General features: G+C 42.1%; 18 protein-coding genes. 8 read left to right on the top strand and 10 right to left on the bottom strand.

All coding sequences use genetic code 11. The features are described 5' to 3' along the window. Positions 1 to 7: 7 nt before the first annotated feature. Together OQ279_RS03720 and topA are read right to left on the bottom strand one after the other, a co-directional pair. Entirely contained in the window at positions 8 to 1,159 is a 1,152-nt protein-coding gene (locus OQ279_RS03720; protein WP_266068460.1) for a formimidoylglutamase, read from the bottom strand. A gap of 3 nt (positions 1,160 to 1,162) precedes the next feature. Beyond that, positions 1,163 to 3,706, bottom strand: a complete 2,544-nt coding sequence (gene topA / locus OQ279_RS03715) for a type I DNA topoisomerase (RefSeq protein ID WP_266068459.1) — start codon at positions 3,704 to 3,706, stop codon at positions 1,163 to 1,165. A gap of 371 nt (positions 3,707 to 4,077) precedes the next feature. Here topA and miaB point away from each other — a divergent pair, with 371 nt between their 5' ends. From miaB to OQ279_RS03675, 8 genes are all read left to right on the top strand, one after another. After that, on the top strand, positions 4,078 to 5,523 hold the full coding sequence (miaB, locus tag OQ279_RS03710) for a tRNA (N6-isopentenyl adenosine(37)-C2)-methylthiotransferase MiaB (RefSeq protein ID WP_266068458.1): 1,446 nt from the start codon (positions 4,078 to 4,080) through the stop codon (positions 5,521 to 5,523). A gap of 129 nt (positions 5,524 to 5,652) precedes the next feature. Further along, the gene (locus OQ279_RS03705; RefSeq protein ID WP_266068457.1) at positions 5,653 to 6,909 is read left to right on the top strand and encodes a sigma-54 interaction domain-containing protein; all 1,257 of its coding nucleotides are present in this window, start codon (positions 5,653 to 5,655) and stop codon (positions 6,907 to 6,909) included. Positions 6,910 to 6,937: 28 nt separating this feature from the next. Further along, entirely contained in the window at positions 6,938 to 7,444 is a 507-nt protein-coding gene (lptE, locus tag OQ279_RS03700; protein ID WP_266068456.1) for an LPS assembly lipoprotein LptE, read from the top strand. Next, entirely contained in the window at positions 7,444 to 8,292 is an 849-nt protein-coding gene (locus OQ279_RS03695; RefSeq protein WP_266068455.1) for a DUF8458 domain-containing protein, read from the top strand. The genes lptE and OQ279_RS03695 overlap by 1 nt, the downstream gene beginning before the upstream one ends. Positions 8,293 to 8,297: 5 nt before the next feature. Then, complete coding sequence (gene secG / locus OQ279_RS03690) at positions 8,298 to 8,636, top strand: preprotein translocase subunit SecG (protein ID WP_266068454.1); 339 nt, start codon at positions 8,298 to 8,300, stop codon at positions 8,634 to 8,636. Positions 8,637 to 8,784: 148 nt separating this feature from the next. Further along, positions 8,785 to 9,060 (top strand): co-chaperone GroES, encoded by a 276-nt coding sequence (locus tag OQ279_RS03685; protein WP_029038864.1) that lies wholly within the window; start codon positions 8,785 to 8,787, stop codon positions 9,058 to 9,060. Positions 9,061 to 9,163: 103 nt separating this feature from the next. Continuing rightward, positions 9,164 to 10,801 carry a chaperonin GroEL gene (groL, locus tag OQ279_RS03680; RefSeq protein WP_266068453.1) on the top strand — a complete coding sequence of 546 codons (1,638 nt, stop codon included), beginning with the start codon at positions 9,164 to 9,166 and terminating at the stop codon, positions 10,799 to 10,801. 194 nt (positions 10,802 to 10,995) lie between these two features. Then, complete coding sequence (locus OQ279_RS03675; RefSeq protein ID WP_266068452.1) at positions 10,996 to 11,664, top strand: porin family protein; 669 nt, start codon at positions 10,996 to 10,998, stop codon at positions 11,662 to 11,664. A gap of 72 nt (positions 11,665 to 11,736) precedes the next feature. Here the strand turns inward: OQ279_RS03675 and OQ279_RS03670 are convergent, their stop codons facing one another. The 8 genes from OQ279_RS03670 to OQ279_RS03635 form a co-directional block, all read right to left on the bottom strand. After that, positions 11,737 to 12,306 carry a DinB family protein gene (locus tag OQ279_RS03670; protein ID WP_266068451.1) on the bottom strand — a complete coding sequence of 190 codons (570 nt, stop codon included), beginning with the start codon at positions 12,304 to 12,306 and terminating at the stop codon, positions 11,737 to 11,739. Between the two features lie 25 nt (positions 12,307 to 12,331). After that, positions 12,332 to 12,784: an SRPBCC domain-containing protein gene (locus OQ279_RS03665; protein ID WP_266068450.1), complete on the bottom strand. Its 453-nt coding sequence runs from the start codon at positions 12,782 to 12,784 to the stop codon at positions 12,332 to 12,334. Between the two features lies 1 nt (position 12,785). Next, a complete protein-coding gene (locus tag OQ279_RS03660) occupies positions 12,786 to 13,226 on the bottom strand; it encodes a VOC family protein (RefSeq protein WP_266068449.1) in 441 nt (146 codons plus the stop codon). A gap of 161 nt (positions 13,227 to 13,387) precedes the next feature. Then, a complete protein-coding gene (clpX, locus tag OQ279_RS03655; protein ID WP_266068448.1) occupies positions 13,388 to 14,620 on the bottom strand; it encodes an ATP-dependent Clp protease ATP-binding subunit ClpX in 1,233 nt (410 codons plus the stop codon). A gap of 48 nt (positions 14,621 to 14,668) precedes the next feature. Next, complete coding sequence (gene clpP / locus OQ279_RS03650; RefSeq protein ID WP_266068447.1) at positions 14,669 to 15,346, bottom strand: ATP-dependent Clp endopeptidase proteolytic subunit ClpP; 678 nt, start codon at positions 15,344 to 15,346, stop codon at positions 14,669 to 14,671. A 126-nt stretch (positions 15,347 to 15,472) separates the two neighbouring features. Continuing rightward, on the bottom strand, positions 15,473 to 16,786 hold the full coding sequence (gene tig, locus OQ279_RS03645; protein ID WP_266068446.1) for a trigger factor: 1,314 nt from the start codon (positions 16,784 to 16,786) through the stop codon (positions 15,473 to 15,475). Between the two features lie 85 nt (positions 16,787 to 16,871). After that, a complete protein-coding gene (locus OQ279_RS03640) occupies positions 16,872 to 17,213 on the bottom strand; it encodes a phage holin family protein (protein ID WP_266068445.1) in 342 nt (113 codons plus the stop codon). Positions 17,214 to 17,303: 90 nt separating this feature from the next. Beyond that, positions 17,304 to 18,857, bottom strand: a complete 1,554-nt coding sequence (locus OQ279_RS03635; RefSeq protein ID WP_266068444.1) for an SGNH/GDSL hydrolase family protein — start codon at positions 18,855 to 18,857, stop codon at positions 17,304 to 17,306. Positions 18,858 to 18,863 lie beyond the last annotated feature (6 nt).

Here is an 18,863-nt window from a genome sequence, read left to right as displayed (position 1 = left end):
ATATCATTTAAATTTCGTTTTTCCTTTTTGTTTTATACCACCTCTCGGGGATGATTTGATTACAGGCGTCGAGGTAATCTCCTTGCGTGCAAGGTAATAACGTATGCCTCTTAAGTTTATTATTTGCAGGTGAAATAAATGGAATTTCTATCCACCAGCGACCGCTTACCGGACTCTTATAAAAAACCAGGATCTCATCGTCAATTGGAACCTGGTATCTTATAAACTCCTTTTTAGAGGAAATAGTATTTTCATTTTTCCTAAAATTCACCCCCTCAATAAAATACCACAGTATTTGAGCCACCAACATGTTTGAAGCAGGAAAATTAAGCTGGGAAGTATATTCAAATATACCAAATGAAGACACTTTATCACTAATGCCTGCATACCGCGCCAAAGCACAAATCTCTTTCCCGTCAAAACCGTTAGAAGATCGAAGCCTGTAGTTACCAAGCGCACCTGCACTAATCGCACCCAAATCAAGCCCCACCAGGTTGGCGTCTCGCATCACCGGCTCAATTGCAGTAATATCAGCCGACACTTCCCCCAGTCTTATTGCATCAAAGAATAACCTCTCCATCAACTCAATCTCATCCTGCGAATTGAAGTAAGTTTGATAACCCAGGTTAGAATAATTGAAGAGATTGTAGGGTTTAGTCACTACCATCTTCCCTACATAAGAATGGTTACTTATTGGTTTATCGGCATCTCCAAGGTCAAACCTGGAATCGATGTTCACCAGGTTCACCATCTGCTCCACCCCGTCATAAGCCCGGTACTGCGCATAAAGCAGATCTTGGCTTCCTCCAAGAAGCACCGGAATAATGCCATTTTTAAGACAGTAGTTCACCACAGATTGAACTGCAAAAAAAGTATCTTCTTCAGAATCCCCTTTTTGGATATCCCCTAAATCGGCCACTGGCAGATTCCAGTTACCCGCGTATAAATTGTAAAACTCTCTTCTAACATTATCAAAATCAAACGGCTCACCGGTAGGGTCTTCATCCAAACGATCTTCCAGGACTCCAAAAAAGGCAATTTTAATGCCCTCAAGGTCAGGAAAAGCTTTATTTTCAAGATGAATCCGAATGGATGCCCCCAAACTGTTACCCGCAGTTACGAGCTCCTCCTTCACCGGCGTAAGAAAATCGAATTCCATAAATTACTTCTTTTTGGAGACAGTTTTTTTACTGGTGGTTTTCTTAGCTGCAGTCTTTTTAGTGCCGGTAGACTTTTTAGCAGTTTTCTTTTTAGGAGCTTTTTTCTCCAGTATACCCTTTACCTCTTCAAGCGTTAATTTTGTTGCATCTACAGTCTTGGGCAGCTCAATTTTAGTCTTTCCTTTCACAATATTAGAACGCCCCCATCTTGCCTTTTCTACCTTTATTCCTTCATCTTCCCAATTGTGAATCACCTTCTCCCGCTCTTTCCTGATCTTATCTTCAATAAGTTCCTCTATATCTTCTGCGGAAAGATTATCAAAATCGTATTTTTTATTCACGTTGATGAACATATCGTTCCACTTAAGGAAAGGTCCAAAACGCCCCACTCCTTTTTGCACGGGCAGGTCTTTATATTCATAGATAGGCGCATCGGCCTTTTCTTTTTCTTTGATCAATTCCAGCGCCCGCTCCATGGTTACCTCAATAGGATCTTCCCCTTTCTCAAGAGAGACGAATTTTTTCCCATATCGCACATAAGGTCCAAAGCGACCGTTATTTACCTCCACTTTTTCTCCTTCATATTCCCCAAGTTCCTTCGGAAGCTTAAACAATTCCATCGCCTCTTCAAAAGTGACAGAATCAAGGGTTTGATCTGGTGAAAGACTGGCAAATTTCGGTTTCTCCTCATCTTCAACAGAACCCATTTGCACCATAGGTCCAAATTTACCGAGTCGAACGCTTACCGGCTTTCCTGTAACAGGATCTTCCCCCAAAATTCTTTCGCCCACTTCCCTTTCGGCATTTTGGGCAACGTCAAGCACATTAGGATGAAAATCGCTGTAGAAGTCTTTCATCATCTTGGTCCACTCCTCATTCCCTTCAGCTATATCATCAAAATCCTGCTCTACCTTGGCGGTGAAATTGTAATCCAGAATGCTTGAAAAATGAGTGACAAGAAAATCGTTCACTACCATCCCAACATCGGTTGGCACCAGTTTTCCTTTATCACTACCTACAGTTTCTGTAAGCTTCTTTTCGTTTATTTTTTCAGCCTTTAGAGTAAACTGCACATAATCACGCTCTACTCCGTCAACCGATCCTTTCTCGATATAATTCCGGTTTTGAATGGTAGAAATTGTAGGTGCGTAGGTAGACGGGCGTCCAATTCCCAGCTCTTCCAGTTTCTTTACCAATGAAGCTTCAGTATAGCGGTAAGGTGGCCGCGTAAACCTTTCGGTGGCCGTGATATAGTTATTTTTCAGATTTTCGTTTACCCTTAATGCAGGTAGCATTCCTTCCTGTTCTTGCAATTCTTCATCCTCTTCGTCGCGACCTTCCAGATAAACTTTCAGGAACCCGTCAAATTTTAGAACTTCTCCATTGGCAGTGAACTGCTTATCGTGTTTATCGGCTTCAATCTTTACATTAGTTCTCTCCAGTTCGGCTTCACTCATTTGGGAAGCTATGGCACGTTTCCAGATCAATTCATACAGGCGCTGTTCATCGCGATCGGCCTGTACGCTGTGTGCTGCAAAATTTGTTGGTCGTATTGCCTCGTGAGCTTCCTGCGCCCCTTTGGTCTTTCCTTTAAACTGGCGTGTCTTACTGTACTTTTCACCATAGGCGTCTAAAATCTCTTTTTTAGCACCTTTTCTTGCATCATCAGAAAGATTTACGCTATCGGTTCTCATATAAGTAATATGCCCCGCCTCATAGAGACGCTGCGCCATGGTCATGGTCTTACTTACTGAAAAATATAATTTACGGGCAGCTTCCTGCTGAAGTGTTGACGTTGTAAATGGTGGTGCAGGTGATTTTTTAGCAGGTTTGGTCGTAAGATCGGCCACCTTAAAATTAGCTCCCAGATTGTCTGAAAGAAACTGCTCAGCTTCAGCCTTGGTATCAAAATTTTTGGGGAGTTTGGCTTTGAAAGATTTGCCATCTTCGTTGGTGAATTCGGCATCTATTCTAAAAGAAGCTTCAGGAATAAAACCCTGAATTTCCCGCTCTCTCTCTACAATTAACCTCACCGAAACACTTTGCACCCTTCCTGCTGAAAGACCTCCTTTTACTTTTCTCCAAAGCACCGGCGAGAGCTCATAACCCACAAGCCTGTCAAGAACCCTGCGCGCCTGCTGGGCATTTACAAGGTTATAATTGATCCCTCTAGGGTTTTCAATAGCTTTTAGAATAGCCGATTTTGTGATCTCGTGAAAAACGATCCTTTTGGTTTTGGCTTTATCAAGATCCAGCTCCTCGGCCAGGTGCCATGCAATAGCTTCTCCCTCCCGGTCCTCATCACTCGCCAGCCATACCATATCTGCACTCTTTGCTAAGCTCTTAAGTTTCTTAACAACGTCTTTCTTATCTTTAGATACTATATATTTAGGAGTAAAATCACCCTCGGTATCCACACCCAGCTCTTTGGAAGGCAAGTCGGCAATATGACCAAAACTCGAGGCAACAGTGTAATCTTTTCCAAGAAATTTTTCGATGGTTTTAGCCTTTGCGGGGGACTCTACAATCACTAAATTCTTTGCCATAGTATCTTTTTTTGTTTTGCAAAAGTATGGGAATTTTTAAATATGACTGCAAACCGGAAATTTTTATCGCCCAAACCTGCCCTAAAAGAACAATTTGGCAATTAACTTAAAATGTACAACCCACCTTCGGCTGTAATATATTCTGAATGTTACAGGAAGAAACTTAAACTTCAGTCATATTATATAGAGATCATGTAAAACTGAAAAATACCTTTCAAAAATGCCATTTTTGAAGCTTCAGTATTTGAGTGTACCTTTTAGCTCTACTTCTTCCGAAGAAGCCTTCCAGATTTTCCTCCTGTCACTTTGTCACATACCAACTAAAACTGTATCTTTGCCCGTTCAATTGCCTCATGGCATTTTTTTGAATTATGGAGAAGATTATAGACGAAAAGCAGCAGGGAAATACATTGGTAATGGAGCCCAAAACGGGTAACGGGAAAAAGCTGATGATTGAGAGCTACGGCTGCCAAATGAACTTTAGCGACAGTGAGATCGTAGCATCCATTCTTGCTAAAGAAGGCTTTGACACTACTCAAAATCTCGAGGAAGCCGACCTGGTTCTTATTAACACCTGCTCAATTAGAGATAAAGCAGAACAAACAGTACGCAAGCGACTTGAAAAATACAATGCGGTAAAAAAGATCAACCCGGGGATGAAGGTGGGCGTGCTTGGCTGCATGGCCGAACGCCTTAAAGCCCAGTTCCTGGAAGAAGAAAAGATTGTTGACCTTGTGGTGGGGCCCGATGCCTACAAAGACCTGCCAAACCTAATCAATGAAGTTGAGGAAGGTCGCAATGCGGTGAATGTGATCCTCTCTAAAGATGAAACTTATGGAGATATTTCTCCCGTGCGACTTCAGAGCAACGGCGTTTCGGCCTTTGTTTCTATCACGCGGGGCTGCGACAATATGTGTACGTTTTGTGTAGTACCGTTTACCCGCGGAAGAGAACGCAGCCGTGACCCGCAAAGTATTCTGGAAGAGGTGAATGACCTTGCTGAAAAAGGCTTTAAGGAAATCACACTTTTGGGACAGAACGTTGACAGCTATTTATGGTATGGCGGCGGACTCAAAAAGGACTTTAAAAATGCTTCGGAAATGCAAAAGGCTACCGCTACCAATTTCGCTGCCCTTTTAAGGATGGTGGCCGAAGCACATCCAAAAATGAGGATTAGGTTCTCTACTTCAAATCCGCAGGATATGACGCTTGATGTGATTGAAGCTATGGCGAAATACCCGAATATTTGCAAATACATCCACCTGCCGGTTCAAAGCGGTAGCGACAGGATTCTCAAAGCCATGAACAGGCTGCACACCCGCGAAGAATACTTTGAGTTAATTGACAACATTAGGAAACTAATGCCCGATTGTGCTATCTCCCAGGATATGATCACCGGATTCCCTACAGAAACTGAAGAAGATCACAAGGATACACTATCTCTTATGGAATATGTGAAATATGACTTCGGATTCATGTTCGCTTATTCTGAAAGACCCGGAACCATGGCAGCCAGGAAACTGGAAGACGATATTCCTGAAGAGGTTAAGAAAAGAAGACTTACAGAAATTGTAAACCTGCAACAACAACACAGCCACTTTAGAACCCGCCAGTTTGTTGGCAAAACAGTAGAGGTGTTGATAGAAAAAGAATCTAAAAAATCTGATGCTCACTGGAGTGGCAGAACCACACAAAACACAGTGGCAGTTTTCCCAAAAGAGCAGTATAAGATTGGAGATTTTGTAAACGTGAAGATAAACGACTGTACCAGCGCCACCTTAATAGGAGAAGCGGTTGGGTATAGCGAGAATAATTAAGCCCCCTGCCCCCGAAGGGGGTGTAGGAGAGGTCTTAAAGATTTCTTTTTTTAAACTAATTGAAATGAAGAGCATACCAGAATCAGGTTCAATTAAACAAACAAATACCCCCATTGGGGGCTAGGGGGCATGGAAAGTATTCAGGCAATAAAACAGCGTTTCGGCATTTTAGGAAACGACCAGAAATTAAACAGGGCAGTAGAAAAAGCCATGCAGGTGGCGCCAACAGACATTTCTGTACTGGTAACCGGGGAAAGCGGAGTGGGAAAGGAAAGTATCCCCAAGATCATCCATGCGCTCTCTCACCGCAAACACGGCAAATATATTGCCGTAAACTGTGGTGCCATCCCAGAAGGTACTATTGACAGCGAACTCTTTGGGCATGAAAAAGGAGCTTTTACAGGTGCCACTCAAACGCGAAGCGGATATTTTGAAGTGGCCGACGGCGGAACTATTTTCCTGGATGAAGTTGGTGAACTACCACTAACCACGCAGGTACGGCTTCTGCGTGTGCTCGAAAATGGCGAATTCATCAAGGTAGGATCTTCAAAAGTGCAAAAGACCAATGTACGTATTGTCGCTGCCACCAACCTCAATATGGCCGATGCTATTAAAAAAGAAAAATTCAGGGAAGACCTTTACTACAGGTTAAGTACCGTAGAGATCTACCTGCCACCGTTGCGCGAACGCAAAGAAGACATCCACCTGCTCTTCAGGAAATTTGCAGCCGATTTTGCTTTGAAGTACAAAATGCCCACCATTCGGCTTGAAGACGATGCCATTAGCCTGCTGCAAAAGTATTCGTGGAATGGAAACGTGAGGCAGCTAAGAAACCTCGCCGAGCAAATTTCAGTTTTAGAACAGGAAAGAAGTATAGACGCCCAAAAATTAAAAGAATATCTTCCCGGTTACGGCAGCAACCTACCGGCAGTAATTGAAGAAAAGAAGAAAGAAAGCGACTTTAGCAATGAGCGGGAAATTCTCTACAAAGTGCTTTTTGACATGAAAAGCGATCTTAATGACCTCAAAAAGCTCACGTTAGAGCTTATGGAAAATGACAGTCATAAGAATGTGAAAGAAGAAAACGAAGGCCTAATCAACAAAATCTACGGAAATAATGACGAAGAAGACGTTATTCCCGAAGAAATAACCGACGAGGAACTCGAAGTACTCCAAATTCCGCAGCAAAATCCTTCAGATAAACAGGATAAATATTACTTTGCCGAAGAAATCGAGGAAGAAGAGACACTTTCCCTTCAGGATAAAGAGCTAGAACTCATCAAGAAATCCCTGGAGCGCCACAACGGAAAACGAAAGGCAGCCGCCGAAGAACTGGGAATAAGTGAACGCACCCTGTACAGAAAGATCAAACAATACGACCTCTAAAAAAGCCATTTTTGACACCCCATAGTTTATGAAAAAAATACAGTTGTTGCTTCTTTTAATGCTTTCCTTCAGCCTGTCATCCTGTGGCATTTATTCATTTTCGGGAGCCGATGTGGGGAATGCGCAAACCTTTCAGGTTAATTATTTTCAGAACGCCGCAGCAATTGTGGAGCCGGGTATTGACCGTACATTCACGCTTCAGCTTCAGGATCTTATTCAGAGTCAGACGAATTTGAGCCTCACCAATGAAAATGGAGACCTGGTCTATGAAGGGGAGATTATAGATTACTATGTTGCACCCATGAGTGCCACGGCTCAAAGTACTGCCGCACAAAACCGCCTCACCATTGTGGTAAATCTTAGGTTTTATAACACCTTGGATCCCGAAAAGGATATTTTAGACAGGCGTTTCTCGTTCTACTATGATTATCCTGCCAGTGCACAACTTATTGGGCCGGTGCTGGCAACAGCACTTGAAGAGATCTTTACCCGCATCACTCAGGATATTTTTAATGCTACCTTGGCAAACTGGTAATGAAACAGGATGAAGTAATATCGATTCTTAAAGACCCTGCTGCCATTTCATTTGAGCAGACAAAAGCGCTGCACGAGATTTTGCGAAAATACCCTTACTTCCAGGCGGCCCGTGCCGTGCGACTTAAAGGATTAAAAAACGCGAACAGCCTGCACTACAACAAAGAACTTAAGGTAACTGCCGCTCACACTACAGACAGAGGAGTGCTGTTTGATTTCATTACTTCAAGGGAATTCAATCAAAATGAAATTGCCGAATCTATCAAGAAACAGGAGCAGCAACAAAAGCAACTTGAAGATAAGGCAGCAACAAAAGTTGAAAAAGAGGATGAAAACCTGACGCTTGACAAGGCACTGAAAATGAAATCTCAGGAATCTGCCCGCGTATTTGACCCGGGTTTGTTTCAGAAAAGAGAACAAACAACTCAGCCTTCAGAAGAAGAAGATACACTGGAAACAGGCAAACCCCTTTCCTTTAACCGCAGTGAAAATCACTCATTTTCAGAATGGTTAAAACTGGCTTCAGCAAAACCTGTAGAACGGGAAGAATTATCTTCGGAAGAACAGGAAGAAAAGAGCCGGAAGTTTGAACTTATTGAAGAATTCATTTCTAAAAACCCGAGGATTACCCCTTCAAAAACGGCAAAAAAAGTCAACCTTGCCGAAGACAGTCTTGCAGCGCCCGAAGCCCTTATGACAGAGACTTTAGCGCGGGTTTACCTCGAACAGAAAAACTACAAAAAAGCCATCCAGGCATATAAAATTTTAATTTTGAAAAATCCGGAAAAAAGTGGTTTCTTTGCAGACCAAATTCGGGCAATCGAAAAATTACAGGAAAATAATAGTTAAGCATAATGAGCACATTTACAATCTTTTTAACGCTAATCATTATAGTAGCGTTCTTGCTGGTAGTAGTAATCATGGTTCAAAACCCTAAAGGCGGCGGGTTATCTTCGGCTTTTGGCGGTGGCGCAAACCAGATTGGTGGAGTTCAGAAAACATCAGATTTTTTGGATAAAAGTACCTGGACGCTTGCAACCCTTCTTCTTGTGCTTATCCTGCTTTCTAATGTAACTATTATGGATGGCAACGGAGTTGGAGAATCTAAGATCATGGGTGGAGAACCTGAAGTAGAAACTAACGTTCCTGCACCTGTTGAAGCTCCTGTAACTACTCCTGCAGAGCAGAACTAGAAACGACGATATTTACACTTATACAAATGCCGGCTTATGACAAGCTGGCATTTTTTTTTTGGCTTTTGTCAGCATTTTTCAAGTGGCACAATTTTCGTCTCTTAGGCTATTCAAACAAAGAATTCATTAACTAAAATACATTTGAAAAATGGCACTAAACATTAAACCTCTTTCAGACAGAGTACTTGTTGAGCCTGCCGCAGCCGAAACTCAAACTGCATCAGGTATTTACATTCCCGAAACCGCAAAGGAGAAACCACAAAAAGGTACCGTAGTAGCCGTAGGTGGCGGTAAAAAAGACCACGACATGACCGTTAAGGTTGGTGACAGTGTACTTTATGGAAAATACGCAGGTACCGAACTCAAACTGGAAGGTAAAGATTACCTTATCATGAGAGAGGATGATATTCTTGCTATAGTATAAAACCCTGAAGTAATAGCCGCTGTTTATGGCGGTTCTTCACCTCAACTATTTTTTAGAATCAACAAACTAATTCCCGCTTAAGGGAAGAAAAAAATTAAATAAAATGGCAAAAGAAATAAAATTTGATATTGAAGCCCGCGACGGTATTAAACGCGGAGTGGATGCATTGGCTAATGCTGTAAAAGTAACTTTAGGGCCAAAAGGCCGTAACGTGATCATCAACAAATCTTTTGGAGCTCCTGTAGTGACAAAAGACGGGGTGACCGTGGCAAAAGAAATTGAACTTGAAGATGCTCTTGAAAACATGGGAGCTCAAATGGTTAAGGAAGTTGCTTCCAAAACCAATGATATCGCTGGTGACGGTACTACCACTGCAACTGTACTTGCCCAGGCTATCGTAAAAGAAGGTCTTAAGAACGTTGCTGCCGGTGCAAACCCAATGGATCTTAAACGCGGAATTGACAAGGCTGTTGAAGCTTTGACTGCCAACCTTAAAGAGCAAACTCAGCAGGTAGGTGATTCTTCAGAAAAGATCAAGCAGGTAGCTTCAATCTCTGCCAACAACGATGACCAGATTGGTGAGCTTATTGCCCAGGCCTTCGGAAAAGTTGGAAAAGAAGGAGTGATCACTGTTGAAGAAGCAAAAGGAACCGAAACTTACGTTGACGTTGTTGAAGGAATGCAGTTTGACCGCGGATACCTTTCTCCTTACTTCGTTACCAACAGCGAGAAAATGACTGCCGATCTTGAAGATCCATACATCCTTATATATGACAAGAAGATCTCTTCAATGAAAGACCTGCTTCCTGTACTTGAGCCAGTTGCTCAGTCTGGAAAGCCGCTTTTGATCATTGCTGAAGATGTAGACGGCGAAGCTCTTGCCACTCTTGTAGTGAACAAACTAAGAGGTTCCTTGAAAATTGCTGCTGTTAAAGCTCCGGGATTTGGAGACAGAAGAAAAGCAATGCTTGAAGATATCGCAATTCTTACAGGTGGTACTGTGATCTCTGAAGAAAGAGGATTCACTCTTGAGAACGCAACGCTTGATATGCTTGGTACTGCTGAAAAAGTAGCTATCGATAAAGACAACACAACTGTAGTGAACGGTGCCGGTGACAACCAGGCTATCAAAGACCGTGTGAACCAGATCAAGGCTCAGATGGAAACTACAACTTCCGATTATGACAAAGAAAAACTTCAGGAGCGTTTGGCTAAACTGGCCGGAGGTGTTGCCGTACTTTACGTAGGTGCAGCTTCAGAAGTTGAAATGAAAGAGAAGAAAGATCGTGTAGACGATGCCCTTCACGCAACCCGTGCAGCTGTAGAAGAAGGTATTGTTGCCGGTGGTGGTGTTGCTCTTGTACGCGCCAAAGCTGTGCTTGCAAACCTTGAGTCTTACAATGCCGATGAAGCTACAGGAATTCAAATTGTAGGTCGTGCTATCGAAGCTCCTCTTAGAACAATTGTTGAAAACGCAGGTGGCGAAGGCTCTGTAGTGATCAACAAGGTGCTTGAAGGAAAAGACAACTACGGTTACGATGCAAAATCTGACTCTTATGTTGACATGATGAAAGCCGGAATTATAGATCCTAAGAAAGTAACACGAGTAGCTCTTGAAAACGCTGCTTCGGTTGCCGGAATGATCCTTACTACCGAGTGTTCTTTGGTTGATATCAAAGAAGACAACGCCGGAGGCGGAATGCCACAAGGAATGGGTGGCGGTATGCCCGGAATGATGTAAAATACATATTAGATTTTAGAAGTGAGAAGTTAGATCTTCTTCTGAAATCTTAATTTTGATTTTAATAGAAAATCCCGCTTCATTGCTGAAGCGGGTTTTTTATTTTAGAGATTCCTGTAACAAAACATTTGGTTTATAGTCTATTAGATGTTCATTCAGCAACCCTAAGCAACAACTAACTTCAACTCACCCTAATGAAAACAAAACAATTATTCTTAGCTGTGGTATTGATCTTCACAGCCATTTCTGCAACCCTGGCACAAAATGTAGATTACGGAATTAAAGTTGGAGGAAATTATTCAACCCTATCCGGGTACCAAAATGGTGAAAAAAATTATCTTCCGGGATTTCATGCCGGTTTAATAGCTGAAGTCCGCCTGTCCCCCACTTTTTCCCTGCAACCTGAATTACTTTACTCCCTAGAAGGTGCACGGGCAGAATTCACCTATAGTATTGGAGAGGCTTCATTTTCTATAGACCAAAAGATAAAACTGGGATATATCAATCTACCGGTTATAATGAATTATTATGTTTTCCCCGCATTTTCCTTACATGCGGGCCCACAGGTTGGCTATCTTGTTAGTGCCAATAGTGAATATGATCTAACCTCTAAATTTCCAGGAGAATCACAGGTAAATAAATCAGGTGAAGAAGATATTAAAGACACTTTTAAAAAGGCATCTCTTGGTCTAAATGTTGGTTTTGGCTATGAATTACAAAATCATCTTTTTCTCCAGGCAAGATATCACTTCGGACTTTCGGATATTAGCAACTATAACGAAGAAATTTTGGAAGATTTTGAAGGAGAACTGGAAAAGATAAAAAATTCAGGTTTCCAGGTCTCTGTAGGATATAAATTTTAACTTTTAGAAAAGTTTCTGCTGAAGACTTATCTAGATAAGGTTCCAAAAATGGCATTTTTGGAACCTTATTTTTTACTTTTCTACGGAAGAATTGTCAATTGAATCCAATGCCCGTTTAGCCTGAAGCAGGTGTCTTTGATTGTGATAGATCACTACCCTAAAAGTATCTCCCAATCTTAATTTTATAAAATTTGAGATACTTATTCCGGTTTTGGTGCGGGAGAGGTTCACTTTTTTAGCCTTTTTGAGCAGCTGAAGTAATTTTTGCTGATGTTCTATGAATTTATTCATCACCTCTTTCTTGTCCAGCTGCTTCCTAAAAGGGTTTGAGTTCTTAAGGGTCTTCATTTTCTTTGCTCCTTCCGGCAGCATACTTTTTGCAAAATAGTTCCCTAAAAGGCCACTTTTGAAGGATTCAACTGCAGGATATGGAGAAGCATCAATTTGTTTCCCGATTTCAGGAACATAATAATTTCCGTAGAAATTGAGATGTTCAATACATTCCAAAGCACTCCAGGCTCCTGCCGCAGGCCTGTGATTAAGATCTTCTTCGGCCGACTTCTGTAGCTCCAGAGCCAATCTTAAATTTGCTTCTGTACGCTGCATGAGATCATTTATTAAATAGGAAGATGTTGTTTTCATTCCTTTAGAATTAAAGAACCTGATCTCACTTTTTCATATAATCAAAAGCTCCTTTTCGAAGGTTGATGCCGTATTCGGTATAGGCTTTAAGGCAATCCAGAAAATTCATCCAACCTCCCGAATTCTCACCATACCATTTTATGCCCGCTTCATTGGCTTCCATCTTTCCTTCTGTGAGCTTTACCAGGGTTTGATTATCAGAGATTTTCTCAAGCACAATTTCTACTGTAGTTTTATAACCTTCGGCTCCATCCCACTCAAAAATGACATTTTTGGGAGGCTTTACCTTTAGTATCCTGACAGGAAAACTATCTGGCGCCTCGCTGAAAGTCCAGAGCACAGTCTGCCCCTCCTCCATTCTTCCGGAGGCGTGAGAAATGAAGTAGGAAGACATTTTTTCGGGTTCTGTGATGGCATCAAAAACCCAGCGTTGTGATCGGGCGATCTGTATGTTCGCCTTTATTTCGAGAGCTTCCATTTTACGTGTTGCCTTCGGGCTTGGAATAATTAATGATCCAGGTTACACCGAATTTATCTGTACACATTCCGTAGTAGCTTCCCCAGAAAACATCGCCAATTTGCATGGTGATTTTACCTTCACTGCAAAGGCTTTCAAAAAGCTGATCGGCCTGTTCTTTGGTCTCGGTATTAATGGAGAGCGAGACGTTGTTGCCCACCACTACATCGGGGCACCAGCCATCATCGCAGTCGCTGCCCATAAGCAGGCATTTTTCGCCCAGGGGCAGGACGATGTGCATAATCTTGTTCATTCTATCTTCGGGGATAGACAAACCTTCTTCTGAAGGGATATCCCGAAACCTTCCTATGTACGAAAAATCGCCTCCAAACACTGATTTATAGAAGTTGAAGGCTTCTTCGCAATTACCGGGAAAAGTTAAGTAGGGGTTTAATTTTTCCATTTTAAACTGATTTACAAAACATTACATCTTAACTAATTTACTGGAATATTTGTATTGTTATATTAAAATTTTCCAAAATTAGGAGCAGGAAAAAGTTTGTGGGAAACAAAAAAGCCACGCAGGCTGCGTGGCTTCTAACTTTATGTCCAATTTTTTTTATGCTATGAAACCGCCTTAAGCCTCTTAATACCCGATTTGTCGAGTTTCTCTTCGGCATATTCTTTATCAACCACCAGCTGGTTCGAGGTACCTTCGGGCATTTCAAACATGGCATCGGTAAGTATGGCTTCACAAAGCGACCTCAACCCACGGGCTCCAAGCTTGTATTCTATAGCTTTTTCCACAATAAAATCGAGCGCCTCATCGGTTATACTGAATTCGATATCATCCATTTCAAACAGTTTTTGATACTGCTTGATAATGGCATTTTTAGGCTGGGTAAGTATAGACCTCAGCGTTTTGCGGTCTAGCGGGTTCATGTGTGTAAGTACCGGAAGACGCCCAATGATCTCGGGAATCAACCCAAAATCTTTAAGGTCTTTAGGGATAATGTACTTCAACAGGTTCTCACGCTCTATAGCCTCATCATTCTTTGATGCGCTAAACCCAACCGCCTGCATGTTAAGGCGCTTGCTGATGTTCTTCTCAATACCATCAAAAGCCCCTCCGGTAACAAAGAGGATATTTTCGGTATCTACCTCGATAAACTTTTGATCGGGGTGTTTACGGCCTCCTTTTGGCGGCACGTTCACTGTAGTTCCTTCAAGCAACTTAAGCAAAGCCTGCTGTACCCCTTCTCCCGAAACATCGCGGGTAATTGAAGGGTTATCGCTTTTGCGGGCAATCTTGTCTATCTCATCAATGAACACGATACCGTGCTGTGCTTTTTCAAGATTATAATCGGCTGCCTGCAATAAGCGGGTAAGAATACTTTCAACATCTTCCCCCACGTAACCGGCTTCGGTCAATACAGTTGCATCTACAATGGCCAGCGGCACGTTAAGCATCTTGGCAATGGTCTTTGCCATTAAGGTCTTACCGGTTCCGGTTTCCCCTACCATGATGATATTACTCTTTTGGATCTCGATATCGTCATTATTGGCTGGCTGCAACAACCTTTTGTAGTGGTTATAAACTGCTACAGAAAGCACTTTTTTAGTGTGTTCCTGCCCAATTACGTATTGATCCAAAAAGCCTTTAATCGCTTTGGGTTTTCTTAGTTTTAGTTCAGATGAAAGCTCACCCGAGCTGTCTTGCTTTGATTCTTCTATAACGATCCCATGGGCCTGCTCAATACACCGGTCGCAAATATGAGCGTCAAGCCCGGCGATAAGCAGGTTGGTTTCAGGTTTTTTCCTTCCGCAGAAGGAACATTCTAGTTCTTCTTTTGCCATAAATTTTTTCTTCTAACCATTAAAGGTCTTCAGTATTCTTTAAAGAGATTATTTATCCCTTGTTAGAATCTCATCAATCATTCCATATTCTAAAGCTTTATCTGCTTTCATCCAGTAATCGCGATCACTATCTTCATGGATCTTCTCATAAGTTTGACCTGAATGCTTGGCAATGATATCATAAAGCTCCTTTTTAAGGATTAAGATCTCACGTGCGGTGATCTCAATATCACTGGCCTGGCCCTGGGCTCCTCCAAGAGGCTGGTGAATCATAACACGAGAATGTGGTAAACCACTTCTTTTTCCTTTTTCACCTGCACATAAAAGCACCGCGCCCATTGAGGCAGCCATTCCTGTACAAATTGTAGCTACATCGGGCTTAATGAACTGCATGGTATCATAAATACCAAGGCCGGCATAAACACTACCTCCCGGGGAATTGATGTAGATTTGAATGTCTTTTGAAGAGTCTGTACTCTCCAGGAACAGCAATTGCGCCTGAATAATATTGGCTACCTGGTCGCTAATACCCGTACCAAGAAAGATAATACGATCCATCATTAAACGGGAGAAAACATCAAAAATAGCAATGTTCATCTGCCTCTCTTCAATAATGTTTGGCGTCATACCCTGCGGGTACATGCTGCTTATTATTTTATTGTAATAGTTACTGTTAATCCCGTGATGCTGGGTGGCGTATTTCTCAAATTCTTTTCCGTAATCCATTGAATTTATGTCGTTTTGTTGGGGTTAAACAAAGAGGTTAACACCTCTCTCTTAGTTGCCAAAAAAGGCGTTATCCCGCACTTGGTCTAACGCCCTTAAAGATATAAGTATTAATTAAGAAAAGTTCTATTCGTAAACTTCTTTAACAAATTCTTCGTATGTCACTTCTTTCTCCTCAAGATTCACCTTTTCCTTGTAAAGGGAAAGTAGTTTTTGGTTCATTAACTGCTCAGAAAGGCGTTTTACTTCATCCTGACGGGAAAGGATTCGGGCCGCGATATCGTCAAGTTCCTTTTCTTCAGGGTTCATTTGGCCAAACTGCGCCATTTGTTCTTTGATCCTTTCTTTAGCGAAAGCTTTAAGGTCTTCAAACTTCACTTCAAGATTATTATCCTGGATCAATTTACCTTCAATCAACTGGAACCTTAATCCTTTTTCGCTTTTTTCGTACTCCTCTTGCGCCTCTTCAGCTGAAAGTTCTTTTTCTCCTGCAGTCTGGATCCACTTCTGAAGAAATTCCTTCGGAAGGTCGAACTGAGTGTTTTCGATCAGCATTTCAGTAACATCATTCAGCAATTGCTGATCGCTTTGCTGCTCAAATTGTTTGGCCGCATCTTCTTTGATCTTCTCTTTTAGTTCGGTTACCGAAGTTACTTCCCCTTCGCCAAAGAGCTTATCAAACAACTCCTGATCTAAATCTGCAAGCTCCTGAGTGTTTACTTCCTCTACGTGAAATTCTACCTCAACATCAAGCCCATGCGCTTTGTCATGCTCAACCTCAAGGAAATCCATCAATTGATGGTCATCTTCAAAAAGGCCTTTAGTGCTCACTTTTACAGTATCACCTGCTTTTGCACCAAGGAAAGGCTCCTTATTTTTGACCTTTTCAAGAGGTAAAGTAGTTTTGTTCTCTATTCCTTCAGCCTCATTTTTAAAGGTACCGGAAAGCTGGTCGCCTTCTTCGGCAGATTCTTTAGAAACAAGTTTTCCATATTGCTTCTGAAGAGTTTTTACCTGGTTATCGATCATCTCGTCACCGGCAACAATGTTATAATGAGTAATTGGCTTCTCGTTGTCAAGGCTCACCTCAAACTGTGGAGAAAGGCCCAGTTCAAACTCGAAGGTATAGTTGTCGCTATCCCAGTCAAAGTTTTCCTGCTCCTTTGGAAGCGGATTTCCAAGAACATCCAGTTTTTCTTCAGTAAGATATTTGTTAAGGGCATCCTGAAGCAGCTTGTTTACCTCATCTACCAAAACTGCCTTCCCGTATTGCTTCTTCACCATCCCCATAGGCACATGCCCTTTACGGAAGCCAGGAATATTTGCATTTTTACGGTAGTCTTTCAGGACTTTTTCAACTTTGCCGCTATAGTCTTCTTTGGCTATATCAACCTTGAGGACTGCATTAAGTTCGTCAATGTTCTCTCTCGTTATATTCATTATAAGCGCTTATAAAAATTGGTTTGCAAAAGTACAACTTTTTTAAGAGCAAGCAAAGTTTCAAAAAGCTGAAATTCAGAAGGCTTTATTTCCTTTCGGCAATTGAGAAAAAGATTGATTGAATAATTGACAGCAAGATACTAAAGAGCACTGCAATCCAAAATCCGCTCACCTGGAATCCGCTTACAAAAGCATCTACCAAAAGGATGATAATGGCATTGATCACTATAAGAAAAAGGCCAAAGGTAAGCAGGGTAACAGGAAGTGTGAGAAGCACCAGGACGGGTTTCACTATAAAATTAAGCAGCGCCAGGACCAGGGCCACAACTATAGCCGTCACGTATCCTGTAACTGTTACACCCGGAAGAAAATTTGCAAGAAACACCACTACTACAGCGGTGAGGAGGATTCTTAAAAGAAAGGTCATAGGTTTTGAATTTAACACTAAGATACTACTTTGAACGAAAAACGCCGGGACCAGCCCGACGTTTTAATACATTTTTAAAGAAGGTGGGAATTAATTACCCACATCATTACTCGGAGTTACGGTTCCGTAGTTTCCAATATTCACGGTGGGAACTTCAGAATTATAGGTTTTGTTGATCTCTTCAATAATTTTGTTGGCTACTAAAGCGTATCCACGGGGCGTAAGGTGGATCCCATCAAGAGAGAAAGCACCACCACTACCAAAGGTTGATGTCACAGTGCCTTCATCAAAAGAAATTCCCGTAGTTGCTACCTTGTTAAGCAAAGCGGCAGCATCTACATGAGCCAACCCATTTGCCTGGGCAAGAGCTAGAATAGTTTCGTTATACTTAGCTGTGGCATTTCTAATGTTCTGGATTTCCTGAATATCAAGAGCATCTTTATCATCAATACCATTTACAGCCTCCAAAACCAACTGAGCCTGCTCTGGTGTTGGCTGACCTCCCTGCTGAAGTATACCTAAAACCTGCATCACTTCTGGACCTACCGCTGCAGAACCATATCCCTGAGTTGGAATGGCAGTACGATCTATAGTGAAAAGCAACAATTCTTCTTCAGTCATTTGTCTAAACCCAAGAGGATTAGTCTGAGTTTCGGGAACATCAATAACGAATCTATTTGGCCCCTCACTAAAAGTAAGTGCATATTGAGAAGCGATTTGCGCTGCCTGCTCCTGCGGCACTTGCTGTTGCATTAGAACCTGGGTGAAAATCCCGGCCACAGCCTGGAAAAACCCGGTAAGATTGGCAGCCTGTTCAGCACTAAGCACTAAAGCATTATTAGGAATAGTGGTAAAAAACGGCACATCGGTTACATCGGGGATATTGATTAAAACCCCTTCTTCTGCTCCAGATTGAACTAATCCATTTACAAGTTGCGTATATGCCCCGGTGAACATCGCCGGGTCTGTTATACTCGCTTCATTTAAACCCCCTGTGGTTGCGTATCCTAACACATCATTATTCCCAATCCATAAGCTGAAGAAAGTAGGCTGTTGAGCCACAGCATCTTCAAGAACAGAAGCTTCAGGAGAAGAAGCAAAACGCACAAAGTATGGATTTGCAGTTGCAGGATCGGCCATTAGCCCGGCAGGATTCCCATACCCAGGTGCCAATAAATGGTAACTTCTGGCTCCGGGAACTCCCATATTATTGAAAGGCCCTGTTAATTTGTTTAAAACATTCGTGGTAGGCGCCATTCCGGTATAAACTTTAGGGGTTTGTACAGGCTCCCCCTCTTCATTAAAAAGAGTCTCAAGCACAAGCCTGTTACTGGTAATTTGCTGGTCTCCTGCCAGTAAACCACCTGCATTATCGGCCATGTAAGGAATTCTGAATTCCTGGGTTTCCTGCACTTTAGCGAACTGCTGTGCCAGGATGTTTGGATAAGAATTCTGCTGCCCGGTGATATAGAGTGCGTTATCTGCATATCCGGCAGTTAGCGAGTTTCCTAAAGCCACGTAGTTGGAGAAATCGGCTTCTCCATTACTATACGCATCCTGCTCGTCTACGGGATTATCAAATTCAGGTTCACATGCAACCATTCCCAGCGCCAGGATTCCGATGTATTTTATATAATTTCTCATATTCTA

The sequence above is a fragment of the Salinimicrobium profundisediminis genome, from assembly GCF_026241755.1.
GTDB lineage: Bacteria > Bacteroidota > Bacteroidia > Flavobacteriales > Flavobacteriaceae > Salinimicrobium > Salinimicrobium profundisediminis.
The sequence above is the reverse complement of the archived record's forward strand: the minus strand, read 5'-3'. Positions and strand labels throughout refer to the sequence as shown.